Source organism: Microbacterium sp. NPDC064942 (assembly GCF_049545525.1).
In the GTDB taxonomy this organism is placed as follows: domain Bacteria; phylum Actinomycetota; class Actinomycetes; order Actinomycetales; family Microbacteriaceae; genus Microbacterium; species Microbacterium gawkjiense.
Genome location: NZ_JBMWDR010000001.1, coordinates 462,622 through 485,937 on the forward strand (window position 1 = coordinate 462,622; position 23,316 = coordinate 485,937).

The 23,316-nt window shown below is 70.5% G+C and carries 26 protein-coding genes; 9 read left to right on the plus strand and 17 right to left on the minus strand.

Annotated elements, in window-relative coordinates; translation table 11 throughout:
* Positions 1 to 18 precede the first annotated feature (18 nt).
* Entirely contained in the window at positions 19 to 1,176 is a 1,158-nt protein-coding gene (locus ACPEH2_RS02255; protein ID WP_423718158.1) for an acyl-CoA dehydrogenase family protein, read from the minus strand.
* Positions 1,173 to 1,946, minus strand: a complete 774-nt coding sequence (locus ACPEH2_RS02260; RefSeq protein WP_423718159.1) for an alpha/beta fold hydrolase — start codon at positions 1,944 to 1,946, stop codon at positions 1,173 to 1,175. The genes ACPEH2_RS02255 and ACPEH2_RS02260 overlap by 4 nt, the downstream gene beginning before the upstream one ends.
* Positions 1,947 to 1,998: 52 nt before the next feature.
* Between ACPEH2_RS02260 and ACPEH2_RS02265 the strand changes: the two genes are divergently transcribed.
* Complete coding sequence (locus ACPEH2_RS02265; protein WP_423718160.1) at positions 1,999 to 2,403, plus strand: pilus assembly protein CpaE; 405 nt, start codon at positions 1,999 to 2,001, stop codon at positions 2,401 to 2,403.
* Between the two features lie 6 nt (positions 2,404 to 2,409).
* Here the strand turns inward: ACPEH2_RS02265 and ACPEH2_RS02270 are convergent, their stop codons facing one another.
* Complete coding sequence (locus tag ACPEH2_RS02270; protein WP_423718161.1) at positions 2,410 to 3,615, minus strand: MFS transporter; 1,206 nt, start codon at positions 3,613 to 3,615, stop codon at positions 2,410 to 2,412.
* Positions 3,616 to 4,042: 427 nt separating this feature from the next.
* Between ACPEH2_RS02270 and nrdH the strand changes: the two genes are divergently transcribed.
* Genes nrdH through nrdF form a run of 4 tightly spaced genes read left to right on the plus strand, consistent with a single transcriptional unit; the run spans position 4,043 to position 7,862 of the window.
* Entirely contained in the window at positions 4,043 to 4,276 is a 234-nt protein-coding gene (gene nrdH, locus ACPEH2_RS02275; RefSeq protein ID WP_018188439.1) for a glutaredoxin-like protein NrdH, read from the plus strand.
* 3 nt (positions 4,277 to 4,279) lie between these two features.
* The gene (gene nrdI, locus ACPEH2_RS02280; RefSeq protein WP_423718162.1) at positions 4,280 to 4,717 is read left to right on the plus strand and encodes a class Ib ribonucleoside-diphosphate reductase assembly flavoprotein NrdI; all 438 of its coding nucleotides are present in this window, start codon (positions 4,280 to 4,282) and stop codon (positions 4,715 to 4,717) included.
* Positions 4,718 to 4,722: 5 nt separating this feature from the next.
* Positions 4,723 to 6,855, plus strand: a complete 2,133-nt coding sequence (gene nrdE / locus ACPEH2_RS02285) for a class 1b ribonucleoside-diphosphate reductase subunit alpha (RefSeq protein WP_217532303.1) — start codon at positions 4,723 to 4,725, stop codon at positions 6,853 to 6,855.
* Between the two features lie 29 nt (positions 6,856 to 6,884).
* Positions 6,885 to 7,862, plus strand: a complete 978-nt coding sequence (nrdF, locus tag ACPEH2_RS02290) for a class 1b ribonucleoside-diphosphate reductase subunit beta (protein ID WP_064001665.1) — start codon at positions 6,885 to 6,887, stop codon at positions 7,860 to 7,862.
* Positions 7,863 to 8,057: 195 nt separating this feature from the next.
* On the opposite strand, the gene ACPEH2_RS02295 is transcribed toward nrdF, so the two are convergent.
* The 5 genes from ACPEH2_RS02295 to ACPEH2_RS02315 form a co-directional block, all read right to left on the minus strand.
* Positions 8,058 to 8,621 (minus strand): DUF3618 domain-containing protein, encoded by a 564-nt coding sequence (locus ACPEH2_RS02295; protein ID WP_423718163.1) that lies wholly within the window; start codon positions 8,619 to 8,621, stop codon positions 8,058 to 8,060.
* Positions 8,618 to 9,031: a phage holin family protein gene (locus tag ACPEH2_RS02300; RefSeq protein WP_217530533.1), complete on the minus strand. Its 414-nt coding sequence runs from the start codon at positions 9,029 to 9,031 to the stop codon at positions 8,618 to 8,620. Before ACPEH2_RS02300 ends, ACPEH2_RS02295 begins: the two co-directional genes overlap by 4 nt.
* The gene (locus tag ACPEH2_RS02305) at positions 9,009 to 9,752 is read right to left on the minus strand and encodes a hypothetical protein (protein WP_366213332.1); all 744 of its coding nucleotides are present in this window, start codon (positions 9,750 to 9,752) and stop codon (positions 9,009 to 9,011) included. Before ACPEH2_RS02305 ends, ACPEH2_RS02300 begins: the two co-directional genes overlap by 23 nt.
* Positions 9,753 to 9,911: 159 nt before the next feature.
* Positions 9,912 to 10,391 carry a hypothetical protein gene (locus ACPEH2_RS02310; protein WP_366213326.1) on the minus strand — a complete coding sequence of 160 codons (480 nt, stop codon included), beginning with the start codon at positions 10,389 to 10,391 and terminating at the stop codon, positions 9,912 to 9,914.
* Positions 10,391 to 11,650 carry a hypothetical protein gene (locus tag ACPEH2_RS02315; protein WP_423718164.1) on the minus strand — a complete coding sequence of 420 codons (1,260 nt, stop codon included), beginning with the start codon at positions 11,648 to 11,650 and terminating at the stop codon, positions 10,391 to 10,393. Before ACPEH2_RS02315 ends, ACPEH2_RS02310 begins: the two co-directional genes overlap by 1 nt.
* 83 nt (positions 11,651 to 11,733) lie before the next feature.
* Between ACPEH2_RS02315 and ACPEH2_RS02320 the strand changes: the two genes are divergently transcribed.
* From ACPEH2_RS02320 to ACPEH2_RS02330, 3 genes are all read left to right on the plus strand, one after another.
* Positions 11,734 to 12,159 (plus strand): MarR family winged helix-turn-helix transcriptional regulator, encoded by a 426-nt coding sequence (locus tag ACPEH2_RS02320; protein WP_082886071.1) that lies wholly within the window; start codon positions 11,734 to 11,736, stop codon positions 12,157 to 12,159.
* Entirely contained in the window at positions 12,156 to 12,563 is a 408-nt protein-coding gene (locus ACPEH2_RS02325; protein WP_423718165.1) for a DoxX family protein, read from the plus strand. The genes ACPEH2_RS02320 and ACPEH2_RS02325 overlap by 4 nt, the downstream gene beginning before the upstream one ends.
* Positions 12,564 to 12,632: 69 nt before the next feature.
* Positions 12,633 to 13,094 (plus strand): DUF3817 domain-containing protein, encoded by a 462-nt coding sequence (locus ACPEH2_RS02330; protein WP_217530523.1) that lies wholly within the window; start codon positions 12,633 to 12,635, stop codon positions 13,092 to 13,094.
* A gap of 9 nt (positions 13,095 to 13,103) precedes the next feature.
* Here ACPEH2_RS02330 and ACPEH2_RS02335 read toward each other — a convergent pair whose 3' ends face one another.
* Positions 13,104 to 14,234, minus strand: a complete 1,131-nt coding sequence (locus ACPEH2_RS02335; RefSeq protein ID WP_423718166.1) for a class I SAM-dependent methyltransferase — start codon at positions 14,232 to 14,234, stop codon at positions 13,104 to 13,106.
* A gap of 54 nt (positions 14,235 to 14,288) precedes the next feature.
* On the opposite strand from ACPEH2_RS02335, the gene ACPEH2_RS02340 reads away from it, so the two are divergent.
* Positions 14,289 to 14,687, plus strand: coding sequence for a DoxX family protein (locus ACPEH2_RS02340; protein ID WP_423718167.1), 399 nt, complete (start codon positions 14,289 to 14,291; stop codon positions 14,685 to 14,687).
* A 55-nt stretch (positions 14,688 to 14,742) separates the two neighbouring features.
* On the opposite strand, the gene ACPEH2_RS02345 is transcribed toward ACPEH2_RS02340, so the two are convergent.
* From ACPEH2_RS02345 to ACPEH2_RS02380, 8 genes are all read right to left on the minus strand, one after another.
* Positions 14,743 to 16,011: a sugar ABC transporter permease gene (locus tag ACPEH2_RS02345; protein ID WP_423718168.1), complete on the minus strand. Its 1,269-nt coding sequence runs from the start codon at positions 16,009 to 16,011 to the stop codon at positions 14,743 to 14,745.
* Positions 16,008 to 16,796: an ATP-binding cassette domain-containing protein gene (locus tag ACPEH2_RS02350; RefSeq protein ID WP_217530515.1), complete on the minus strand. Its 789-nt coding sequence runs from the start codon at positions 16,794 to 16,796 to the stop codon at positions 16,008 to 16,010. The genes ACPEH2_RS02345 and ACPEH2_RS02350 overlap by 4 nt, the downstream gene beginning before the upstream one ends.
* An 84-nt stretch (positions 16,797 to 16,880) precedes the next feature.
* Complete coding sequence (locus tag ACPEH2_RS02355; protein ID WP_423718169.1) at positions 16,881 to 17,969, minus strand: sugar ABC transporter substrate-binding protein; 1,089 nt, start codon at positions 17,967 to 17,969, stop codon at positions 16,881 to 16,883.
* Positions 17,970 to 18,133: 164 nt separating this feature from the next.
* A complete protein-coding gene (locus ACPEH2_RS02360; protein WP_217530511.1) occupies positions 18,134 to 19,321 on the minus strand; it encodes an ABC transporter permease subunit in 1,188 nt (395 codons plus the stop codon).
* Entirely contained in the window at positions 19,318 to 20,157 is an 840-nt protein-coding gene (locus ACPEH2_RS02365; protein WP_253035891.1) for an ATP-binding cassette domain-containing protein, read from the minus strand. Before ACPEH2_RS02365 ends, ACPEH2_RS02360 begins: the two co-directional genes overlap by 4 nt.
* Positions 20,158 to 20,167: 10 nt before the next feature.
* Positions 20,168 to 21,220 (minus strand): substrate-binding domain-containing protein, encoded by a 1,053-nt coding sequence (locus ACPEH2_RS02370; protein WP_359917144.1) that lies wholly within the window; start codon positions 21,218 to 21,220, stop codon positions 20,168 to 20,170.
* Positions 21,217 to 22,398 carry an ROK family transcriptional regulator gene (locus ACPEH2_RS02375; protein ID WP_217530505.1) on the minus strand — a complete coding sequence of 394 codons (1,182 nt, stop codon included), beginning with the start codon at positions 22,396 to 22,398 and terminating at the stop codon, positions 21,217 to 21,219. Before ACPEH2_RS02375 ends, ACPEH2_RS02370 begins: the two co-directional genes overlap by 4 nt.
* Before the next feature lie 44 nt (positions 22,399 to 22,442).
* The gene (locus ACPEH2_RS02380; protein WP_423718171.1) at positions 22,443 to 23,306 is read right to left on the minus strand and encodes an NYN domain-containing protein; all 864 of its coding nucleotides are present in this window, start codon (positions 23,304 to 23,306) and stop codon (positions 22,443 to 22,445) included.
* Positions 23,307 to 23,316 lie beyond the last annotated feature (10 nt).

Below are 23,316 nucleotides of genomic sequence, written 5' to 3' on the forward strand. Positions count from 1 at the left end.
CTCACGCGCCGGGGCGACTCACGGCTCGAGCGGACCCAGCCACGCGTTCGCGAGCGCGCCGTGCACCGACTCGGGGTCGGACGGGTGGAACAGACCGGCCAGCACGTCGCGGTAGAGCCGGCTCAGTTCGTTGCGGGTGAAGAACGACGAGCCGCCCGCGACGAGCATCGCCTCGTCGACGACCTGCTTCGCCGTCACCGCCGCGCGGTGCTTGATCGCCGACAGCTTCGGGAACCACATCGCGCCGTGGTCGACGAGGCCGTCGACGTCGGCGGCGAGGGTCTCGACCTGCACGGGCAGGGCGTCGTAGGCGAGGGCCATGTCGGCGACCCGCCACCGGATGTCGGGGTCCTGGCTGTAGGCACGGCCCGTCTTCTTCGAGGTCCGGGCGCGCGCGGTCTCGACCGCGAGGTCGAGGGCACGCCGCGCGATGCCGGTGTAGACCGAGGCCAGCAGGATCTCGAAAGCGCTGAAGATGCCGACGACGAGCGGGTCGGGACTCGGACCGACGGGCAGCTTCCGGACGATGCGGTCGGCGGGGGCGACCGCACCGTGCAGCTCGGTCGTGCGCGACTGGGTGCCCCGCATCCCGAGCGTGTCCCAGTCGTCGCGCGTGACGACGGCGTCGCTGCGCGGGACGAAGCCGAACACGAGCCGCGGGTCGTCGGGGTCGGACGCGTCCAGGCCGTGGAGCCCGAGGTGCGTCCACACCGGCGCGAGCGACGTGAAGATCTTGGTGCCCGTGAAGGCGTACGAGCCGTCGGGCCGGGGCGCGGCATCCGTGTCGCTTCCGAACAGCACAAGGTCGTTGCCCGCCTCGCTGATGCCGAAGGCGAAGACCTCGCCGCGGGCCGCGCCCTCCTGCAGGAAGCGCAGGGCGTCGTCGCCCCGGTCGGACATCACCTTCGCGACACCGGTCCACACGAGGTGCATGTTGATCGCGAGCGCCGTGGCGGGGGCCGCGCCTGCGAGCCGCTGCTGCAGGACGGATGCCTCACGCAGGCCGAGTCCCGCACCGCCGAGCTCCGTCGGCACGAGGATCGCGAGGTAACCCGCCGCCCGGAGGTCGGCGAGGTCCTCCTCGGGGAACACGTTCTCGGCGTCGACGGCGGCCGCGCGCGAGCGGATGCGCGCGAGCAGATCGTCGGGCAGGTGGGCAGTCGGATCGAAGCTCATGCGCCCAGCCCCCAGGCGGCGACCGCGTCGAGCAGGGCCCGCGCGGCGGCATCCGGAGCATCGCGGTGGGGCGAGTGCCCCGTGCCCGGCACGACGGCCATCGACACGAGCGGGTTCTGCTGCACCTCGTCCGCGAGCGCCCCCGTGAAGATGGAGTACACCGCGGGATCGCCGGCGATGACGTGGGTCGGCACGGTGAGACGGGATGCCGCCTCCCGCACATCCCACGGGGTGTTCTGCGTGCCCGTCGCCTCGACCGCCGAGCGGCTCGCCTGCGCGGCGGCGATCGCCTTCAGCTCGACGTCCACCTCGAGCCACCCGGGGTGGGCGGCGCGGACGGCGGCGATCGAGGTGTCGGCGAACGCCTGCTCCTGGCTCGCGCGGACGCTCTCACGGTCCTCGTCGGAGAGGTGGATGGCGGGGTCGACGAGCACGAGATGGCGGGTCCACGTCGGCGCGTCGGCCGCAGCGACGGTCGCGGCGGCGCCGCCGAGGGAGTGGCCGAGGACGAGGTCCCACGTCCCGTCGTCGGTGGGACGGGTGTGGACGAGGTCGGTCGCGTACGCCGCGATCGAGTAGTCGAGCGCGCGCGGGGCGGTGCCGTGCCCGCGCAGGTCGACGGCCTCGACGTGCCAGCCGGCGTCGGCGAGGGCGACGGCGTAGCGCCACATGAGCGCGCCGTTCGAGCCCAGACCGTGGACGAGGAGGGCGTGCCGCGGCGCGCGCGGGTCGCCCCAACCGAGGCGGGGGAGGGTGACGGGTGACGGCATGCTCTCAGCCTAGGACGGGCCCCGCACCGCGGCGCCGGGCCAGGATGGGGGGATGATCTCCACCGACCTGGCACGCGAGCTGCGCGCGAGCGGCCTGATCTGGCGTCCCCGCTCCGGAGACCGGTTCCAGCTCGACGAGCCCGAGTTCGAGGCCGACGTCTACACGGTCAGCGAGATGACGGTCGAGGCGCGCAGCTATCCGACCGGCGACCTGCTCGCCTTCAACGGCACGACCGAGTGGGCGCTGGACTCGGTCGCGCTCGAGGATGCGCTGTGGTTGCCGTCCGAGGCCCAGTTGCGCGAGATGCTCCGCGGCACGTTCCGCGCGCTCCGTCGCCTTCCCGACACGCACGAGGTCGAGATCGACGTGGATGCCGCGCCCCACCGCTTCCGGCATCCCGAACCCGCCGACGCCTACGGTCGGGCCCTGCTGTTCCTGCTCGGGCGGATCCGCTGACCGCGCTCAGGTGATGAGGGGGACCGGCTCGGTGTCGGGGATCGGGCTCGCGTCGCGGCCGCGGAGGTCGGGGAACCCGCGCACGAAGACCGCCGCCACGAGCGCGCCCGCGACGGCGAACGCCGACGCGGCGAAGAAGGCGCCGACCGCCCCCATGCCGTCGATGAGGAACCCCGCGACGGCCGAGCCGGCCGCGGCGCCGATGAGCTGGCCGGTGCCGATCCAGCCGTAGGCCTCGGCGGTCTCGCTGAAGCGGACGCTCGCGCTCGTGATGGCGAACATGACGGCGAGGGCCGGGGCGATGCCGAGGCCCGCGACGAAGAGCGAGGCGCCCATCCACCAGGCGTTCAGGCTGATGATGACGAAAGTGACCCCGACGGCCACGATCGTGAGGCGGCGGGCCATCGCCCAGCGGCCGATCGGGATGTGCCCGAACCCGAGGCCGCCCGCGAGGCTGCCGACGGCGAAGACGGCGAGCACGAGACCCGCCTCGATGCCCTCGTGCCCGAAGGTCGCGACAACGCCCGCCTCGACCGCAGCGCACGCCCCCACGAGGAGGAAGCCGGTCACGGTCGAGAGCAGCACGACGGGCTTGCCGAGGACGCGACCGAAGCCGCGGCGGCTGCGGGGGATGCGGACGCGCCCCACCTCGGGCGAGGCGATGAACCAGGCGCACCCACCGATGAGGATGACGACGATCAGCAGGAGCGCGGGGACGCTGCCGACCTGGGTCGCGACGAGGGTGATGACGACGGGCGCGAAGATCCAGATGATCTCCTGCAGGCTCGCATCCAGCGAGAAGAGGGGCGTCAGCTGCCGCGAGGTGACGATCTTCGGGTAGATCGTGCGGACGGCCGGCTGCACGGGCGGGTTGGCGATGCCGGCGATGAAGCCGAACACGATGAACCCCGGCATCCCGAACGGATTGAGGGCGAGGGCGAACACGGCGGCGGCGCAGACGACGGCGGTGAGGGTGAGGACGCGCCGCATCCCCCAGACACCCATCCACCGGCTGGTCACCGGGCCGGAGATCGCCTGGCCGATCGACAGAGCGGCGAGGACGATGCCGGCGGCGCCGTACGACCCGGTCGACTGCTCGACGTGGAGGAGGACGGCGAGGCTCGTCATCCCGCTCGGGAACCGTGCCGTCAACTGTGCCGCGATGATGCGCGCGACACCCGGGACGCGCAGGAGTTCCGAGTATCCCGCCACCCCTTCATCGTACCGACCGCCGACGACGTCCGACGGGGGTGCGGGGCCGGTGCGACACGCCGCGACACGCCCGACACGCCGACCGGTCCCGGAATCGGATGTCGGTGGCCCGCTCTAGCGTGCGACCTGTGGACAACCGTCCGAACCCGGGAGGGTTTCGGCCGGAATCCTGGCCTTTTCGACCCCCTTCCGGACCTGCCGGATTGGGGATGAAACGGTGGAGAACTTGTGTTGTACCTGTGGAGGACGGCGGAAAAACTACACGGATGTAACTACTACCCCTTGTGGTGCTTCCCGGTGTCCGTACCCATATGTAGTATTGAGCTCCCGGCGGGCTCCCAGCCTTCCGGCCAATGGATTCACCCCCAGATTTCACACGAGATGGACCCCGCGCGACGGGTTCCGGAGGACGAGAGAGGTTCGACGAATGGCGATCACTGTGTACACGAAGCCGTCCTGCGTGCAGTGCAACGCGACGTACCGCGCGCTGGACTCCAAGGGCATCGACTACGAGGTCCTCGACCTCTCCGAGGACCCGGCGGCGCTCGAGCACGTCAAGTCGCTCGGCTACCTGCAGGCCCCCGTCGTCGTGACCGACGAGGACCACTGGTCGGGCTTCCGTCCCGACAAGATCGACGAGCTCGCCTCGCGCCTGGTCTGAGCGATGAGCGCGGCCGTCGTGACGAACGTGCCGCTGCTCGTCTACTTCTCGAGCGTGTCGGGTAACACCGCACGTTTCATCGAGAAGCTCGGGATGCCGGCACGCCGCATCCCGCTCCACTCCTCCGAACCCGTGCTCCACGTCGAGGAGCCTTACGTCCTGGTCACCCCCACGTACGGGGGCGGCCAGGGTCGAGGAGAAGAGAAGGGCGCGGTTCCCAAGCAGGTCATCCGCTTCCTCAACGACGAGGGCAATCGGAGCCTGCTCCGCGGAGTCATCTCCGCAGGTAACAGCAATTTCGGCGAGTCGTTCTGCCTCGCCGGGGACATCATCAGCCGCAAGTGTCAGGTGCCGCACTTGTACCGGCTGGAAGTATTCGGCACGCCCGAGGACGTCGACCGCGTGAGCGGCGGATTGGAAGACTGGTGGAAGCTGCAGTGACCGATATGGCCTTCAAGACGGAGGCGCGCTTCGAGGGCATGGACTACCACGCCCTGAACGCGATGCTGAACCTCTACGGCGAGGACGGGAAGATCCAGTTCGACGCCGACAAGCGCGCGGCGCGGGAGTACTTCCTGCAGCACGTGAACCAGAACACCGTCTTCTTCCACTCGCTGAAGGAGAAGCTCGACTACCTGGTCGAGAAGGAGTACTACGAGGGCGCCGTCATCGACGCGTACCCGTTCGAGTTCATCCAGTGGCTCAACGACCACGCCTACGCGCAGAAGTTCCGTTTCGACACGTTCCTCGGCGCGTTCAAGTACTACACGAGCTACACGCTCAAGACCTTCGACGGCAAGCGCTACCTCGAGCGCTTCGAGGACCGCGTCGTGATGACCGCTCTCGCCCTCGCCGCCGGTGACCAGGACCTCGCCACGAAGCTCGTCGACGAGATCCTGTCGGGCCGCTTCCAGCCCGCCACCCCCACCTTCCTCAACGCCGGCAAGGCGCAGCGCGGCGAACTCGTCTCCTGCTTCCTCCTGCGCATCGAGGACAACATGGAGTCGATCGCCCGCGGCATCAACTCCGCGCTGCAGCTGTCCAAGCGCGGCGGCGGCGTGGCCCTGCTCCTCTCGAACATCCGCGAGGCGGGCGCCCCGATCAAGCAGATCGAGAACCAGTCGTCGGGCATCATCCCCGTCATGAAGCTTCTCGAAGACAGCTTCAGCTACGCCAACCAGCTGGGTGCGCGTCAGGGCGCCGGTGCCGTGTACCTCTCGGCCCACCACCCCGACATCATGAAGTTCCTCGACACCAAGCGCGAGAACGCGGACGAGAAGATCCGCATCAAGACGCTGTCGCTGGGTGTCGTCGTCCCCGACATCACGTTCGAGCTCGCGAAGAACGACGAGGACATGTACCTCTTCTCGCCGTACGACGTCGAGCGGGTGTACGGCGTGCCCTTCGGCGACATCTCGGTCACCGAGAAGTACCGCGAGATGGTCGACGATGCGCGCATCAAGAAGACCAAGATCAAGGCGCGCGAGTTCTTCCAGACCCTCGCCGAGATCCAGTTCGAGTCGGGCTACCCGTACATCATGTTCGAGGACACGGTGAACAAGGCCAACCCGATCAAGGGTCGGATCAACATGTCCAACCTCTGCTCGGAGATCCTGCAGGTCAACACGCCGACGACGTTCAACGAGGACCTCTCGTACGACCAGATCGGCAAGGACATCTCCTGCAACCTCGGCTCGATGAACATCGCCCTCGCGATGGACGGCCGCGACCTCGCCGGAACGGTGGAGACCAGCATCCGTGCCCTCAGCGCGGTCAGCGACCAGAGCCACATCCGCTCGGTCCGCTCCATCGAGGACGGCAACGACAAGTCGCACGCCATCGGCCTCGGCCAGATGAACCTGCACGGCTACCTCGCCCGCGAGCACGTCCACTACGGCTCGGAGGAGGGTGTCGACTTCACGAACATCTACTTCTACACGGTGCTGTTCCACGCGCTGCAGGCCTCGAACAAGATCGCCATCGAGCGCGGTCAGGTCTTCGACGGCTTCTGGGACTCGAAGTACGCCTCGGGCGAGTTCTTCGACAAGTACACCGAGCAGGAGTGGAAGCCGGCGACGGCCCGGGTCGAGGAGCTCTTCGAGGGCATCCACATCCCGACCCAGCAGGACTGGCTCGAGCTGAAGGCATCCATCCAGAAGCACGGCATCTACAACCAGAACCTGCAGGCCGTCCCGCCGACGGGCTCGATCTCGTACATCAACAACTCGACGAGCTCGATCCACCCGATCGCGTCGAAGATCGAGATCCGCAAGGAAGGCAAGATCGGCCGCGTCTACTACCCGGCGCCGTTCATGACGAACGACAACCTCGAGTACTACGAGGACGCGTACGAGATCGGCTACGAGAAGGTCATCGACACCTACGCCGCCGCCACCCAGCACGTCGACCAAGGCCTGTCGCTGACGCTGTTCTTCAAGGACACCGCCACCACGCGCGACATCAACAAGGCGCAGATCTACGCCTGGCGCAAGGGCATCAAGACGATCTACTACATCCGTCTCCGTCAGATGGCGCTCGAAGGCACCGACATGACCGAGTGCGTCTCCTGCATGCTCTGACCGGCCGAGATTCGATAGAGGAAGAAGACATGACCCCCGAACCCCTGAAGCTCCTCGGCTCGGTCCAGGCGATCAACTGGAACCGCATCCAGGACGACAAGGACCTCGAGGTGTGGAACCGCCTCGTGAACAACTTCTGGCTGCCCGAGAAGGTGCCGCTGTCCAACGACATCCAGTCGTGGGCGACGCTCACCCCCGAGGAGCAGCAGACCACGATGCGCGTGTTCACCGGCCTGACGCTGCTCGACACGATCCAGGGCACCGTCGGCGCCGTCTCGCTGATCCCCGACGCGATCACCCCGCACGAGGAGGCCGTCTACACGAACATCGCGTTCATGGAGTCGGTGCACGCGAAGAGCTACTCGTCGATCTTCTCGACGCTCGCCTCGACGCCCGAGATCGACGACGCGTTCCGCTGGTCCGTCGAGAACGAGAACCTTCAGAAGAAGGCCCGCATCGTCATGGACTACTACCGTGGCGACGAGCCGCTCAAGCGCAAGGTCGCCTCGACCCTGCTCGAGTCCTTCCTCTTCTACTCGGGGTTCTACCTGCCGCTGTACTGGTCGTCGAAGGCGAAGCTGACGAACACGGCCGACATCATCCGCCTCATCATCCGCGACGAGGCCGTGCACGGCTACTACATCGGCTACAAGTTCCAGCGCGGACTCGAGACCCTCGGCCAGGCCGAGCGCGACGAGCTCAAGGACTACACGTTCTCGCTGCTCTACGAGCTCTACGACAACGAGGTGCAGTACACGCAGGACCTCTACGACGGCATCGGCCAGACCGAGGACGTCAAGAAATTCCTGCACTACAACGCCAACAAGGCGCTCATGAACCTCGGCTACGAGGCGATGTTCCCCGCCACGGTCACCAACGTGAACCCGGCGATCCTGTCGGCCCTTTCGCCGAACGCCGACGAGAACCACGACTTCTTCAGTGGGTCGGGATCGTCGTACGTCATCGGCAAGGCCGTCGCGACCGAGGACGACGACTGGGACTTCTGAGTCATTGACGAAGGCCCCCGGCACTGCTCGCAGGAGCGGATGCCGGGGGCCTTCGTCGTTCGCTGCGCGGTGGCCCGTGCAGTCAGTCGTCCTGTTCGTCGGACTCCTGCTCGTCCTTCGTGATGTCGTCGTCGCCGATGTCGCCCTCGGCTTGACTCGGCTTGTCCGCGATGGGATCGCTCATGATGTCTCCTCTCAGTGCTCGCTGATGTTGCTCCGCGCCTCCTGGGCGCGGTCGGTCACGGTCCCGGCGGCGTCGGAACCCTCGTCCTTCACCGTCTGCACGGCCTCCTGGGCACGCTCCTTGACGGCGGTCGCGGCATCCTGAGCCGGCTCCTTCAGGTGGCTGGCGGCATCCTTCGCCACCTCCCCGAGCTCGTCGACGAGCGGCTGCGCCTGCTCCTTGGCCGTCTCGGCGAGCTCCTTCTCCTTCGCCGAGGCGGGGATGAGGGATGCGGCGAGCAGCCCCGCGCCGAAGGCGATCAGGCCGACGGCGAGCGGATTGCCCTCCGCCTTGGCCTTCACGTCGTGGGCGACGCCGTGCGCGGACCCGGCGAGGTTGTGCGCGGACGAGCCGGCGTCGTCGGCGGCGCCCATGATCCGGTCGCGGACGGAGCCGACCGCGCCCTTGATCTTGCTCGTCTGGCGGTCGACGATCTTCGACGGGTTGACCTTGTCAGCCAGTGCGTCGACGTCGGTTCCGAGTTCGGCGCGGGTGCGCTCGATGTCGGCGCGGATCGCGTCAGGTGAATCGCTCATCGGTTCTCCTCGTTTCTCTTGAATGTCTCTGGGATCTCCTGCAGGGTCTCGACGGTCTGCGGAGCGCCCTGCACCTCTTTCAGTTGCTTGCGGCCGACCACGTACAGGATCGCCGCGATGATCGCCCACAGGACCGCCACGATCACGCCCGACCAGCCCCACCCGACGAGGGTCGCGAGGGCGGCCCACAAGGCGAGGGACAGGAAGAGGACGACCATGGATGCCGCGTACCCGGCACCGCCGAGAAGCCCGGCGCCCTTGGCGGAGGTCGTGGCCGACTGCTTCAGCTCCGCCTTCGCGAGCGCGATCTCCTGCCGCATCAGCGTCGACAGATCGCGTGTCACCTCGCCGAGCAGGTCGCCGAGCGAGGTCGACGCGGCCTTGCGCTCAGAAGGTGTCGCGTCGCTCATCCGTGACCCTCTCGTCTGCGCCGCCGCGGAAGCCGGCTGACTCGTCGTAGAGCGGCGTGTCCGACGGCGGCAGTTCACCGGTCGTGTCGGCCGCGATCGGGTCGATGTAGGCCGGGTCCCGTCCGTCGACGGGTGTGGCGGGCGCGGATGCCGGGACCGCCGCCGCTGCCGGGGCGGGTGCAAGCGCCGTGCGCGAGGTCGACGGGCCGCTGTCGTCGTGGGACGCCATCGCCCGGACGAGTCGCCCGGCGACGATCCCCACGACGGCCGCGCCGGCGATGAAGACGAGGGGACGGCGCCGCGCGAACCGCTTCACCTCGTCGAGGAGGGCGGCGGGGTCACGGTCACCCAACCACGCAGCCGCGCCGGTGAGGCGGTCGGAGACCTGCTGCACGAGGTCGGTGGCGATGCCGCCGCCTTCCGCGTTGCGGGCCATCGATCCGAGCTCCTCGCCTGCGGCCTTCAGCCCGCTCGCGACTCGCTCCTGCTGCTGCGCCGCCTGGTCCGAGAACTCGGTGCGGCTCTGCGCGTAGAGGTCCTTCAGTTGCGACTTCGCCTCGCCCGCCACGGACGCCGCCTCATCCTTGGCGGTGTGTGCGACATCCTTCGCCGCGTCGGTCGCGGTGCCGGTGACGGCGGATGCCTCATCCTTCACGGTCTCGGTCTTCCCCGACCCGGCGTCGGCGCCACCGGTACCCGTGGGTCCATATCCGACTGACATAGTTGCTCCCTTGCTCGAGGACTCCTGTCCTGGGAGCGCCACTGTGCGAGCGGGTCGAGCAAGTCGTACCGGGGTTGCGCACCGCCGCGTCAAGCGGTACACGAGGGGACCGCGAGCGGACCGGGGCGGTCCACGGCGCCGCCGCCCGCCTGAGCGGCGTCAGCCCTCGCTGCCGCACTCCGACACGGCGAGCAGGTCGAGTCCGGGGCGCCCCTGCACCGTCGACTCCGTGACGTCGACCGACACGTTCGTCTCGGCCCGACTGAGCCGCACGGTCGCGATGTCGAGGTCGACGCCGGCCGGTTCGAGCGCCCAGCCGTCGCCGAGGGCGACGGGGAGCTCCGTGACGGTCGCGGCGGCATCCGTCCCCTCCGGCAGCGCGACGGCGCCGTGGATCGTCGCGAACTCGCCCGTCGACGGGCCGCCCGGGCTGACCTCCGAATCGCACGACTGCGCGCTCGCCCCGCCGTCGGGGACGAACTCGGCGCCGTCGGGGAGGACGGCGACGATCTCGGCGACCGCGTCCTCGGCCTGGGCGCGCACGTCCGCGTACGACGGCCCCGCTCCCGCGGAGCAGGCGGTGAGACCGGTGAGGAAGGTCACGAGCAGCACCGTCGCTGCGCCGGACCGGGCGCGCATCAGCCGCTGCTTCCGCGGGCCAGCGAGGCCAGGAGCAGGCGCACGTCCTTGAGGACGGTTCCGTTCCTCTGACCGTCGCCGCTGAACAGTCGGTTGTGCAGATCGAGTCCCTGCATGAGCATCGCGCCGACCGAGCCCGTCGCCTGCTCCTCGGTGTACCCGGGGTCCAGCACGATGACCCCGGGGATCTCCTCAGGGCCGACGCCGTAGCCGATGTCGCCCACCTGGAAGCCCGCGTAGTACCGGTTGACGTCCTCCGCGGCCTGCGCCGCGTAGTAGGTCGTTCCGAAGACCGGGCGGTAGCCGTCGGTGGCCCCCACGCCGCCGGCGAGGAACCGCACGTCGAAACGGGCACCGTGCATCTCGGCCGAACTGCCGACCTGCGACCCGGCGCTGTGCTCGTAGCTGAGCGTCGGGAGCCCGGGGAGAGCGACCTCGATTCCCTTCACGATGCGAGCGTAGTCCGCACCCGCGGCCGTGGCGATCGTGTTGTTCTGCGGGCCCGACGCGAGATTCAGGGAGATCTGCGGCATGGGGGCGGCGAGCACCGTGAAGGCCACGACGGGGGCGCCCGGGTCGGCGTTGGCGACCTGCCAGTCGGCGAACGAGGTGACCGGGTCGTCCACCATGAAGCTGCGCACCGACGCGTTCGTCCCCGGGACGACGAGCAGGATGCCGGCAGCGGTCGACGGATCGCCCGCCATCTCGATCATCGCGCCGCGCTCGGGGGAGTAGAGGTAGAGGCGCACCTGCCCGGCAACGACCTTCGTGAGGTACCGGCGCTCGAGCAGCAGGTCGCCCAGCAGCGCCGCGTCGCCCTCCGCGCCCCGGCGACTCACCTGCTGCAACCGCTCGTCGACTCGCGCGAGGCGCGCCCGCGCCGCGTACCGGTTGGCGCGGACACGGTCGGCGGCGTCGATGCCGTCGAGCGAGCCGACGAGCACGGGCACCGTGCGGATGAGGTCGTCGCGGCGCGCGGCATCCATTTCGGCCCACCAGATCGCGGCGTCGGCAGCGGAGGTCTGCGTGAGCAGCGTCGCGATGAGCCCGGGCGTGCGGTCCAGCAGCGCCCTCACGCCGGCGCGATCGAGGGAGGCCAGCTCGGCCAGGGTCGCCGAGACGCTGAGATGCGTCCGGTGGTGATCCGGGGTCGGCGCCGCGGCGGATGCCTGCGCCACCGGGGCTGCCGGAGTCACCAGGGCGAACGCCATCGCCGCAGCGGCCAGGGCTGCGGTGGGATGGGCGTTCGCGCGCATCATAGCGCTGATTGTATTGGCAGCCGGGACCGCTCCCGGCCACGCCAATCACGGACGGCCGCTCCCTTGACTCATAGACTGCTCGCGTGGCAGATACCCCGACCGAGGACGCTCCGCGTTTCAGCCCGGTGATCGCGTTGCTCGCCGTCTCCGCCTCGTGGGAGGCGCAGCTCGCCGCGGAGCTGCGCGACCTCGGCATCTCGACCCGCAAGTTCGGTCTGCTCGGGCACATCGGCGCCGAGCCCGGCATCTCCTTCTCGGAGCTCGCACGCCGCTCCCGCATCACCGTCCAGTCCGCGCACGCCGCCGTGCACGCCCTCGTCGACGACGGCCTCGTGGCGGACGCGACAGCCCAGGCCGGCGCGGCCAGCGACCTGAGCGTGACGCCCCGCGGCGCGAAGGTCCTGCAGGACGCGCAGGAACGCCTCGCCGCCCTCGACCGCGCGCTGGCACAGGCGCATCCGAGGGTCGCGGAGTCGCTCGACGGCATCCGCGCCGGCGTCGTCGAATGACGCGCGCGGCACCGCGGGACCCGCTCCGCACGGCGGCGCGCTCGGCGCTGGCCGCTCTCCTCGTCGCCGCCGGCGTCGGTCACCTCACCGTCCTCCGCCGCGGGTTCCGCATCGCGGTGCCGGACTGGGCGACTCGGCTGCTGCGCACCGACAAGGACACCATCGTCGTCGTGTCGGGTGTCGTCGAGTCGCTGCTCGGCGTTGCGCTCCTCGTGCTCCCGCGCGAGCGCCGGCGCGTGGGCGTCGCGGTCGCCGCTCTGTTCGTCGCGGTCTTCCCCGGCAACGTGCACCATTGGCGCACCGGACGCGACGTGCCGGGGCTGGACTCCGACGCCAAGAGGTTCGCTCGCCTGTTCCTGCAGCCGCTCCTGGTCGCGTGGGCGCTCTGGTCGACGCGCCGCTGAGTGGTCACCGTGCCGAGCCGTCACAGCGCGCGCACAGGTGGTGCGGGATCCTTCAGCTAGGCTGAAGGCGTGTTCCGCACCCCTGCCTCCCTGTATCGCGTGCTCGCCATCGCCGAGCTGTTCTCCTGGACCCTGCTGATCGCCGGCCTCATCATCCGCGCGGTCGGCGGTCCGGCCGTCGCCGTCACGATCGGCGGCGGCATCCACGGGTTCGTCTTCCTCTCCTACGGGGCGACGGCCATCCTGGTCGCCCTCAACAATCGGTGGCACCTCGGCGTGGCGCTGCTCGCGGTGGGATCGGCGATCGTCCCCTACGCCACCCTGCCGATGGAGATGTGGCTGCGCCGAACGGGGCGCCTCGACGGGCACTGGCGGCTCGAGGCGACCGCCGATCCGCGTGACCGGCGGCCGATCGACCGGCTGCTGCGGTGGTTCTTGCGCCACGCCGGCGTCCTCGTGGCGCTGATCGTCGTCGCCGTCGTCGCGCTCTACGTCGTGCTGCTCATCGTCGGCCCGCCGGGCGGACGGTGATCCCGTGGGTCAGCGCCGCGTCGAGACCGTCACGGTGAACTTCGCGTCGCGCGCCGCCTGCCGCGTGGGACCGACGATCCGCTCGAGCGCGCTGCGGTAGCGCAGTCCGGAGTTCCAGACGCACCAGAGCTCGCCGCCGGGCCGCAGGACGCGCGCCGCGTCGGCGAACATCCGCGGTGCGAGGCGGTCGGTCACGGCGGCCCCGCTGTGGAAGGGCGGGTTCAGCGCGATGAAGGATGCCGAGGCATCCGCCCGTGCCTGCAGCAGGTCGTCGCGCGCCACCTCGACGCGGTCGTCCACGCCGTTCGCCGCGGCCGTCGCGCGCGCCGAGGCGACCGCGGCGGCGGACTGATCAGACGCGTAGACGTGCCGCCCGGGGTGAGCGAGGGCGAAATGAGCGGCGACGGCGCCCGTGCCGCACGCGAAGTCGATGAGCGGGTCGGAGGCGCTGCCGCCGGCCGGGTCCTGCGGCAGGTGCGCAAGCAGCAGCCGCGTGCCGATGTCGAGCCGCGCGCCCGCGAACGCGCCGCCGAACGCGCGGAGGGCGAGGCCGTCGGCGCCGCCGTCCGCCGGCACGGGGTCGTGGCCGTCGTGCGGCCCGCGGGCGACCAGCACGCGCGACTTCTGGCGCGCCGGCGTCACGTCGAGCCGGTCGAAGGACCGGGCGAGGACCTCGTTCATCGCGAGGCTCATGTGCTTCAGGCGTCCGCCCGCCCAGACGACGACGTCCGGGTGGGCGTGGGCGGCGATGAGCGCGGCGATGTCGTCCAGCGCATCGAGGGACCGCGGCAGGCGCAGCAGCACGACCCGCGCCCCCGAGACGAGCTCCGCGCTCAACGGGCGCGACGAAACCCGCCCGGCGAGGCCCAGCGCCGCGGCGTTGCGGGCGAGTGCGCGTTCGCCCACGAGGGCGTCCTGGTGGACGCGGATGCCGGTGCCCCCGTCCCATGCCGCACCGAGGGCCAGGGCGCCGTAGGCGTCGCCGATGACCGCGATCTCCCCGGCGGCCGCGGCGGCGCGCGCGTCGGCGGACTCGTCGAGGATCAGCCGGTCGGCGGCGTCGGCGGCGACGAGCCCCGGGGCCTCGAGATCCGGGAGACGGGACAGGCGCGCGAACGGGAACGGCGCGGCGGAGGTCACCCGTCGAGCGTATCGCCGGGCCGCGGCATCCCTCACCCGGGGGATACTCAAACGATGAAGACTCTCGCACGCTGGGTACTCGCCGGCGCCATGGTGTTCGCCGGCCTCAGCCACCTGTTCTGGGCTCGGAAGGAGTTCCAGGCGCAGGTGCCGGACCTCGTCACCGAGGTGCTGCCGATCGACAAGGACGGCGTCGTCGTCGCCTCGGGTGCCGTCGAGATGATGCTGGGCGCGGCTCTCGTCGCGCTCCCGAAGGAGCGGCGCCGCGTCGGGGCGATCCTCGCGGCGTTCTTCGTCGCGATCTTCCCCGGCAACATCGGTCAGGCCCTGGGGAAGCGCGACGGGTTCCGCCTCGACAGCGACAAGGCGCGCTGGGCACGGCTGCTGTTCCAGCCCGTCCTCGTCGCCTGGGCGCTGTGGTCGACGCGGGGTGAGGGGTCCGCGCGCCACTGAGACGAGAGAGGCCCCCGTCCGCGCGGACGGGGGCCTCCTTCGTACGGGGGAGGCGTCAGGTGCGGACGCCTCCGGTCCGCAGACGCGACAGCGCATCGACGGTGGCGGCGAGGATCAGGACGCCGCCCGTGACCAGCAGGTTGAAGCCGGCATCCATCTGCAGCAGGCCGAGCCCGTTGATGATGATCGCGATGACGAGCGCGCCGATCGCCGCGTGGATCAGCCGTCCGCGGCCACCGAACAGGCTCACACCGCCGACGACGGCCGCCGCGACACCCGAGAGGACGATGTCGCGTCCGACCGCGCCGTCGACCGAGCCGACACGCGTCTGGTTGAACAGCAGCGAGACGACCGATAGGCCCGAGGCGATCACGAAGCACCACCACTTCACCCAGCGGACCTTGATGCCGGCGCGACGCGCGGCCTCGGCGTTGCCGCCGATCGCGTAGACGTACCGTCCGAACGTGGTGCGGTCGAGCACGAACGTGCCGATGAACAGGATCGTGAGGACGACCGGCACGATGATCGGCACCCCCTCGATGGGGATGATCGACTGCGACCGGTTGAGGTTCAGGACGAACACCGCGGCTCCGCCGAGGATCAGGAGCACCGCGAGCTTGGCCCACACGAGCGCGATCGGCCGGTTGGGGACGCCCGCCCGGGTCCGGCGGCGCCGGTCCCAGAACGACAGTCCGCCCGAGACGAGCACCATGACGCCGAGCATGACCCAGCCGCCCCAGACCGGGAGCCGGCCGTTCTGCAGGGCCAGCAGCTCGGGAGCCTCGATCGGGTAGAGACCGCCCGCACCGATGATGAGGAGGGCGAGGCCCTGATACCCGAGGAACAGGCCGAGCGTGACGACGAAGGACGGGATGCCGATCCTCGCCACCAGGAAGCCGATCAGGGCTCCCGTGGCCAGGCCGATGAGCAGGCCGAGCCCCAGCGCGATCGGCCAGGGGATGTCGAGTTTGACGTTGAGGACGACGAAGGACGCGATGCCCACGCCGCCGGTGACACCGGCCGACAGGTCGATCTCGCCGAGCAGCAGCACGAACACGAGCGCCATGCCGAGGACGACGAGGGATGCCGCCTGGCTCATGAGGTTCGCGAAGTTCACCGGGGTGAAGAAGAACCGGCTGAGGATGCTGAAGAGGATGACGAGGAGGACGAGGCCGCCGACGGCGGGGAGCGCGCCCATCTCGCCGCCGCGCACCCGCTGCAGCCAGGCGCGTACCTGGTCGCCGACGCCGCCTTCGACGCCGCTGCCGATGAGGTCGCTCACGACGGGGTCGGGTGCCGCCGCGGTCCGGGTGCTGGTGCTCATGCGTCGCCTCCGACGGGGATCGTGGACGTCCCGACGAGCTGCACGCCCGGGGGGACCTTGGTTCCGGTGATGTAGCCGACGATGTCGTCGCGGGTGGTCTCGGTGGTCGCGACCTGCGCGACCATCTGGCCGAGGTAGAGGACCGCGATGTCGTCGGCGACCGCGAAGACGTCGGCCAGGTTGTGGCTGATGAGGACCACCGCGACACCCTGGTCGGCGAGGCGGCGGACGAGGTTCAGGACCTGTTCGGTCTGCGCGACGCCGAGGGCGGCCGTGGGTTCGTCGAGGATGACCACCCGCGCCTTCTTCAGCACGGCGCGGGCGATCGCGACGGTCTGCCGCTGACCGCCGGACAGGCTCGACACCTTCTGCCGCACGCTCTTGACGGTGCGCACCGAGAGGGAGCGGAGGGTGTCGGAGGCCTCCTTCTCCATTCGGCCCTCGTCGAACGTCCCGCCGATGACCTCCTCGCGGCCGAGGAACATGTTCTGGACGATGTCGAGGTTGTCGCAGAGCGCGAGGTCCTGGTAGACGACCTCGATGCCCAGCGCACCGGCTTCACGCGGGGTCCGGAGCGACTGCTCCTGACCGTCGACGAGGATCTCGCCGGTGTCGTAGGGCTGCACACCGGCGAGGCCCTTGATGAGGGTGGATTTGCCGGCGCCGTTGTCGCCGACGAGGGCGGTGACCATGCCCGGTCGGACCGTGAGGTCGACGCCCTTGAGGACGCTGACCGGGCCGAAGGACTTCGTCACGCGCCGGAGTTCGATGATGGGTTCGCTCATGCGGGTTCTCCTGAGAGGTCGGGGTGTCGCGCAGACAGGGAGGGTGGGGATGCCGCGGGTCGCGGCATCCCCACCCTCGTCAGATCACTCGACGCCGAACTCGGCGCACTTGTCGGCGAGGCTGACGCCGGCGATCTCGCCGGAGCAGACGTCCGAGGCCGAGGCGTCACCGGCGGCGACGACGTCCTTGACCTTGTCGGGCCCGACGAGCTGCGGCGTCACTGCGATGTACGGCGTGCCGTCCTCGAGCTTCTGGTCGGCGCTCGGCGTCGATCCCTGGAGGAGGTCGGTCGCGACCTTGATCGCGGCCTCGGCCTCATCCTTGACCGGCTTGTAGACCGTGGCGGTCTGCCACCCGGTGAGGATGTTGCGCAGGCCCTCGACGTTCGCGTCCTGACCCGAGACGGCGACACCCGTGAGGTCGCGGTCCTGGAGCACCTTGATGACGCCGTCCGCGTTGGTGTCGTTGGCGGCCCAGACGCCGTCGACCTTGCCGCCGTTGGCGGTGAGCGCCTGCTCGAAGTTGGTCTGCGTCTTCGCGCCGTCCCAGACTCCCGGGGGCTCCGCGACCGGCTTGATGCCGGCTGCTTCCATGACCTCGACGGCGCCCTTCTTGAACATCGCCGCGTTGCCGTCGGTGGGGTCGCCGCCCATGTAGTAGACGGCGGCCGTCTTCGGGTCCTTGCCGGCCGCCTTCAGGCCGTCCAGGACGGTCTGGCCCTCGAGTCGGCCGACCTCGACGTTGTCGAACGACACGTAGTAGTCGGCGCCCTGGAACGGGCGGTCGTAGGCGATGACGGGGATGCCCTGGGACTTCGCCTTCGTGGCGACACCCACGGCGGCGCCGTTGTAGTCGACGAGCAACATCACGCCGCAGCCCTGGGTGAGCTGCTGGTCGCCGATGGTCGCGTACTTCGAGGTGTCGCCCTGCGCGTTCTGGATGTCGACGTCGAAGCCGGCGGCCTTGAGGCCCTCATCCAGGTACTTGCGGTCGAAGTTCTCCCAGCGGGGCGAGGACGCCGCGTCGGGGAGGATGACGCACGCACGGCCGGCTTCGGCCGGTTCGGCACCGCCGCTCGAGCCCGCGGGTGCCGGGGTGCTCGCGGACGAACAGCCGGCGAGCAGGAGTGCAGCGGCCCCCAGGACTGCTGCGACGGACAGGGACTTCTTCATCGTTCGCCTTTCGACAGTGAAATCAAACGAGCGCGGCATCGCGCTTGACGATGATCTTGATGCGTTCACGAAATGAAGTCAAGATGTGAACATAACGCTTTCGTCACCGCCGACGACCCGATGGGCGGCGGACCGACCGCGCCCCGTGCCGTGCGTGCGACGCGCTATCCGGCGCCCGATCCGAGCCGCGAGCGACGTGTCACCGCGTCGAGGGCGACCGCGAAGACCAGCACCGCCCCGGTGACCATGAACTGCACGGCAGAGCTCAGGTTCACCAGCGTCAGCCCCGCCGAGATCGCCTGGATGACGACGACGCCGAGCAGCGCGGCGAAGGCCGAGCCGCGGCCGCCGAAGAGCGACGCGCCGCCGATGATGGCGGCGGCGATCGCGTTGAGGTTCGTGTCGGCCGCTCCGGTGCTCTGGTTCGCGGCGGCGAGCCGCGCGGCCGCGAGCACCCCGCCGGTCGCGGCGAGGGCCGAGCACAGCACGAACACCGAGACGACGACGCGGTCGACGCGGATGCCGGCGCGTCGGGCGGCCTCGATCGATCCGCCCACGGCGAAGACCGACCGCCCCCACCGGGTGCGGGTGAGGGCGAGGTGGGCGGCCACGACCAAGACGACGAACACCACGAACATGACGCCGACGCCGCGCGAGAGTCCCAGATACCAGGACGCGCCGACGAGACCGATCAGCAGCAGCGCTCCGCGCACGACGATCGTGAGCGTCCGCTCGCTCTCGAGCTCCGCCGCGGCGCGGCGCCGTGCGCGGCGCAGCAGGGTCGCCGTGTAGGCGAGCGCGGTCCCCACGGCGAGGAGGTACGCCAGCCAGTGCGGCAGGTACATCTGCTGGGCGAACTGCACGATCCACGAATCGAACGGAAGGTTGATGGACCCCGCGTCGCCCAGCACCCAGAGCTGGACGCCGAGGAGACCGAGCAGGCCCGCGAGCGTGACGACGAAGCTCGGCAAGCCGAGCTTCGTACGGAGCACCCCGTAGCAGACCCCCACGACGCACCCCGCGGCGATCGCCGCACCGATCGCGAGGGGGAGGGGCCACTGCAGTTGGACCGCGCCCACGGCGAGGATAGCGGCGGCCACACCCGACATCGAACCCACCGACAGGTCGATCTCGCCGATGAGGAGCACGAGCACGATGCCCAGCGAGATCGTGCCGATCGCCGCGCACTGCATCAGCAGATCGCTGAGATGCCGGCTCGTGAGGAAGACCGGGTTCAGCGTCTGAAACACGACCGCGATGACGACGAGGGCGAGGACCACCGGCATCCGCCCCACGTCGCCGGACCGCACCCGGGCGAGCGTCAGGGCGATCACCCCCGCGTCGCGGTTCACCGGTCGCCGTCCGTCCGGCGCCGCGCCCCGGACAGCGGGATCACGGGGGCGCGGGGCTCGTCGGGGAGCGGCGCCGGCCTCGCGACGTCGAGGGCGCCCGTGATCGCGGCGATGAGGACCTCGCTCGTGGCCTCCTCGGCGTCGAACTCGCCGTTGTTGCGCCCGAGGCGCAGCACGACGATGCGGTCGGCGACGGCGAGCACGTCGGTCAGGTTGTGGCTGATGAGCACCACGCCGTGACCACGGTCGCGCAGGCGCTCGATCAGGTTCAGCACCTCCGCGGTCTGGGCGACACCCAGGGCGGCGGTCGGTTCGTCGAGGATGACGATGCGCGGCTCGCCGATGAGCGACCGCGCGATCGCGACCGTCTGCCGTTGGCCCCCCGACAGGGTGGAGACGGGTACCCGCACGGAGGGGATCTTCGCGGCGAGCTCGCGCAGCAGCATCCAGGTCCGCTCCTCCATGCCGACCTCGTCGAGGCGACCGCGTTCGAGGAGCTCACGACCGAGCCACAGGTTCGCGACGACGTCGAGGTTCTCGCAGAGGGCGAGGTCCTGGAACACCGTCGCGATCCCGAGGTCCTGCGCGTCGGCGGGGGTGGAGAGCTGCACGACGTCGCCGTCGAGCTCGATCGTGCCCGCATCGGCGGGGTGCACACCGGCGAGGACCTTCACGAGCGTCGACTTGCCGGCGCCGTTGTCGCCGACGAGGGCGACCACCTCGCCCTCGCGGACGCGGAAGTCCACCCCGCTGAGCGCACGCACGGCGCCGAAGCGCTTGTCGATGCCGCGCATCGTGAGGACGTGGTCGCCGGTGCGACGGGAGGAGACGCTCACGCGGGTGCTCTCATTCCAGCCCCGCCGCAGCGCAGGCCTCGGCATAGGCGGGGGTGCAGATGTCCTGCACGGTCCAGAACCCGTCGGCGACGACGGTGTCGGCGATGTCGTCGACGGTGACGGCGACCGGGGTGAGGAGGGTCGCGGGGATGCCGTCGACGGTCGTGTCGCCCGCCGGGCGCTCACCGCTCGCGAGCTGCAGGGCGACGTCGGCGGCGATCGTCGCCTGGGTCCGCAGGGCTTTGTAGACGGTCATGAACTGGTCGCCCGAGACGATGCGCTGGAGCGCCGTGAGCTCGGCGTCCTGACCGGTCACCAGCGGGACGGGCGAGACGTCGGCGGCGCGGAGGGCCGCGATCGCGCCGCTCGCGGTGCCGTCGTTGGCGGCGTACACGGCGACGATCTCGTCGCCGTACTGGGCGATCTGCCCCGCCACCCAGGCCTGCGCCTTGTCGGGACTCCAGTCGGGAGTGTCGTACTCGGCGAGGATCCGGAGCCCCGCGTCGGCGATGACCCGGCGCGCGCCCGCGCGGAACTGCGCGGCGTTGCTGTCGGTCGGTGAGCCGTGGACCATGAGGATGCCGCCGTCCGTGCGACCCTCGCGCTCGAGGCCCGCCACGAGGGCGTCGGCCTGCAACTCGCCGACGCGCTCGTTGTCGAAGGAGACGTAGTACGCCGGCTTCCCGCCGCCGACGATCATCCGGTCGTAAGAGACGACCGGCACGCCCTCGGCGGTCGCCGCCGCGAGGATCGACGCCGCCGCGCGACCGTCGACCGGGTCGAGGACGAGGACGGCGGCACCGGCCGCGAGCGCGGACTCCGCCTGCTGCTGCTGCCGCGCGGCATCCTGATCCGCGTTCGTGTACAGCACCTGCGCGTCGCCCGATTCGGCGATGCGCTCCTCGAACACCGGTCGGTCGAACGTCTCGTAGCGGGCGGTCTTCTTGTCGGGGAGGAGCAGGGCGATCGTGGTGCGGCCGGACGCGGTGTCGGGGAGCGCGCATCCCGAGAGTGCGGCGGCCGTGGCACCCACGACGACGAGGGCGGCGAGGAGCCGTCTCATGCGGGGAACGCGACCAGTTCGGCGTCGACGGCGACGTGATCGAGCGCGAGCGCGATGGCCCCGCGGGTCTCGGCCCACTCCGCGAAGTCGGAGGCCACGATCTCGGGCACTCCGCCGCCGAGGATGGAACGCTCGAGCGAATGGCGCAGCGGTGCGAGGAGGATCTCTCCTGCCCGCGCGAGCTCGCCGCCCACGACGATGCGTTCGGGGTCGATGAGGTTGCACAGGCTCGCCGCGGCGATGCCGATGTGACGCCCGGCATCCGCGATCGTCCGCTGCGCCGCCGCGACGCCGTCGCCCGCCGCCGTCACGAGGTCGCGGAGGCGATGGATGCCGTCGGCTTCGCTGAAGCCCGCGAGCAGCGCCGGGCCGGCCGCCACGGTCTCGAGGCAGCCCCGGTTGCCGCAGCGGCAGCGGGCACCGTTCTCGTCGATCGTCATGTGGCCGATCTGGCCGGTGCGGCCGCTCACCCCGCGGAAGAGGTCGCCGTCGACGAGCAGTCCCGCGCTGATGGCGTGCCCGACGGTGATGTAGACCGAGGAGGAGGCGCCGCGGGCAGCGCCCTCCCGCGCCTCGGCGAGCGCGCCGAGATTGGCCTCGCTGTCGACGTGCACGGGCCGGCCGATGCGGGCCGACAGGCTGCGGGCGATGTCGACGCCGTCCCACCCCGGGAGCAGCCCCGGAGTCGAGATGACGGAGGTGCGCGGATCGACGGGTGCCGGGAGCGCCAGGCCCACGGCCAAGAGGTCGGAGAGGGAGCCGCCGAGCCCTTCGACCATGTCGCCCAGGAGCAGGCTCAGCCGGTCGAGCTCGGCGTCGTGCCGGTGGTCGGGAGCCAGCGGCAGCGAGGTCTCCGCGACGACCGACCGCGTGGCATCCGCGATCGCGACGTGCAGCTTGCGGGTGGAGAAGTGCGCACCGGCGACGAGGCCGACTTGGCGGGCGAGCGAGACGAGGGTCGCCCGCCGCCCGCTCCGCGAGGTGAAGGACGTGTGGAGGACGCCCGTCGCGGTGAGCTCCTTGACGATGTTCGACACCGTCGCGGGGGAGAGGCCGGTCGCGCCCGCGAGCTCGATCTGCGTCAGGCGCCCATGCCGCTTGAGCGAATCGAGCAGACGTGCACGATTCGCTTCTCGCAGCGAGGACTGCGAGCCGGGCGGTGTTGACCGGCGAGCCACGGGGACACCCTACCGCGCGAGGCGCGCGACCGGCCCCGGGCGGGTCAGGCGGCGTCGATGAGGCGGACGCGGACGATGTTGGTGGTCTCGTCGAGCTCGGCGACCTTCGGGTGGTCCTTGACGAAGTCCGAGAAGGAGCGGTGGCCGAGCGCCTTCTCGCTGAAGGAGGGGTCCATGCGCTTGAGCAGGTTCTTGACGGCCGAGAGGTGGACCCACTCCTCGTCGGTGCGCTCGTGCTCGAGCCGCAGTGCGCGGGAGAGGAGCTGTTCGACGGGGTCGACCGTCTTGCGTCGGCGCCGACCCGCGCTGGGAGCGGCCTCGGGTGCGGGTTCGGGGTGGGCGAGGGTCACACCCGGGAGCGCGTCGTACGCGTCGAACTGGTCGCACGCGGCGGCGAGCGACTTGGCCGTGGAGCCGGCGACCCCGACGGCGACGACATAGCGGCCGAGGCGCTTGCACCGCTGCGCGAGCGGCACGTAGTCGCTGTCGCCGGCGACGATGACGACGTGGGTGAGGTCCTCGAGGCGGAAGAGGTCCTCGACGGTGTCGACGGCGAGGCGGATGTCGGCACCGTTCTTCGCGTACGCCGCCGCCGGAAACAGCTGCACGAGGTCGACCGCCCGGGCGACGAGCTGCTGCCGGTAGAGCGAGTTCACCGGCGACGACCAGTCCGCGTAGGCGCGGGTGAGCACGAGGGTGCCGAACGAGGCGGCGTAGTCCATGATCGCGCCGACGTCGATCATCGCCGCCGCGAGACGGTCGGCGATCTCTTTCTCGTCGGGGTCCGCGGCGATCCGCTGCCGGTCCCGCGAGTAGCTGTTGCGACCGTGCACCCGGTCGTACCAACTCATGACGATGTTGTCGAAATCGAGGTAGACCGCGACGCGAGGAGTGGAGGAATCCGGCATCCCCCCAGTC

Coding starts and splice junctions, on each gene's coding strand:
- ACPEH2_RS02350 (WP_217530515.1), bottom strand. CDS start 16,796: ATGAGCGAACCCATCATCGAACTCCGGCGCGTGACGAAGTCCTTCGGC.
- ACPEH2_RS02355 (WP_423718169.1), bottom strand. CDS start 17,969: ATGAAGAAGTCCCTGTCCGTCGCAGCAGTCCTGGGGGCCGCTGCACTC.
- ACPEH2_RS02380 (WP_423718171.1), bottom strand. CDS start 23,306: ATGCCGGATTCCTCCACTCCTCGCGTCGCGGTCTACCTCGATTTCGAC.
- ACPEH2_RS02300 (WP_217530533.1), bottom strand. CDS start 9,031: ATGAGCGACGCGACACCTTCTGAGCGCAAGGCCGCGTCGACCTCGCTC.
- ACPEH2_RS02295 (WP_423718163.1), bottom strand. CDS start 8,621: ATGAGCGATTCACCTGACGCGATCCGCGCCGACATCGAGCGCACCCGC.
- ACPEH2_RS02255 (WP_423718158.1), bottom strand. CDS start 1,176: ATGAGCTTCGATCCGACTGCCCACCTGCCCGACGATCTGCTCGCGCGC.
- ACPEH2_RS02315 (WP_423718164.1), bottom strand. CDS start 11,650: ATGATGCGCGCGAACGCCCATCCCACCGCAGCCCTGGCCGCTGCGGCG.
- ACPEH2_RS02260 (WP_423718159.1), bottom strand. CDS start 1,946: ATGCCGTCACCCGTCACCCTCCCCCGCCTCGGTTGGGGCGACCCGCGC.
- ACPEH2_RS02325 (WP_423718165.1), top strand. CDS start 12,156: ATGACGCGCGCGGCACCGCGGGACCCGCTCCGCACGGCGGCGCGCTCG.
- nrdE (WP_217532303.1), top strand. CDS start 4,723: ATGGCCTTCAAGACGGAGGCGCGCTTCGAGGGCATGGACTACCACGCC.
- ACPEH2_RS02340 (WP_423718167.1), top strand. CDS start 14,289: ATGAAGACTCTCGCACGCTGGGTACTCGCCGGCGCCATGGTGTTCGCC.
- ACPEH2_RS02310 (WP_366213326.1), bottom strand. CDS start 10,391: ATGCGCGCCCGGTCCGGCGCAGCGACGGTGCTGCTCGTGACCTTCCTC.
- ACPEH2_RS02265 (WP_423718160.1), top strand. CDS start 1,999: ATGATCTCCACCGACCTGGCACGCGAGCTGCGCGCGAGCGGCCTGATC.
- ACPEH2_RS02305 (WP_366213332.1), bottom strand. CDS start 9,752: ATGTCAGTCGGATATGGACCCACGGGTACCGGTGGCGCCGACGCCGGG.
- nrdI (WP_423718162.1), top strand. CDS start 4,280: ATGAGCGCGGCCGTCGTGACGAACGTGCCGCTGCTCGTCTACTTCTCG.
- nrdF (WP_064001665.1), top strand. CDS start 6,885: ATGACCCCCGAACCCCTGAAGCTCCTCGGCTCGGTCCAGGCGATCAAC.
- nrdH (WP_018188439.1), top strand. CDS start 4,043: ATGGCGATCACTGTGTACACGAAGCCGTCCTGCGTGCAGTGCAACGCG.
- ACPEH2_RS02345 (WP_423718168.1), bottom strand. CDS start 16,011: ATGAGCACCAGCACCCGGACCGCGGCGGCACCCGACCCCGTCGTGAGC.
- ACPEH2_RS02370 (WP_359917144.1), bottom strand. CDS start 21,220: ATGAGACGGCTCCTCGCCGCCCTCGTCGTCGTGGGTGCCACGGCCGCC.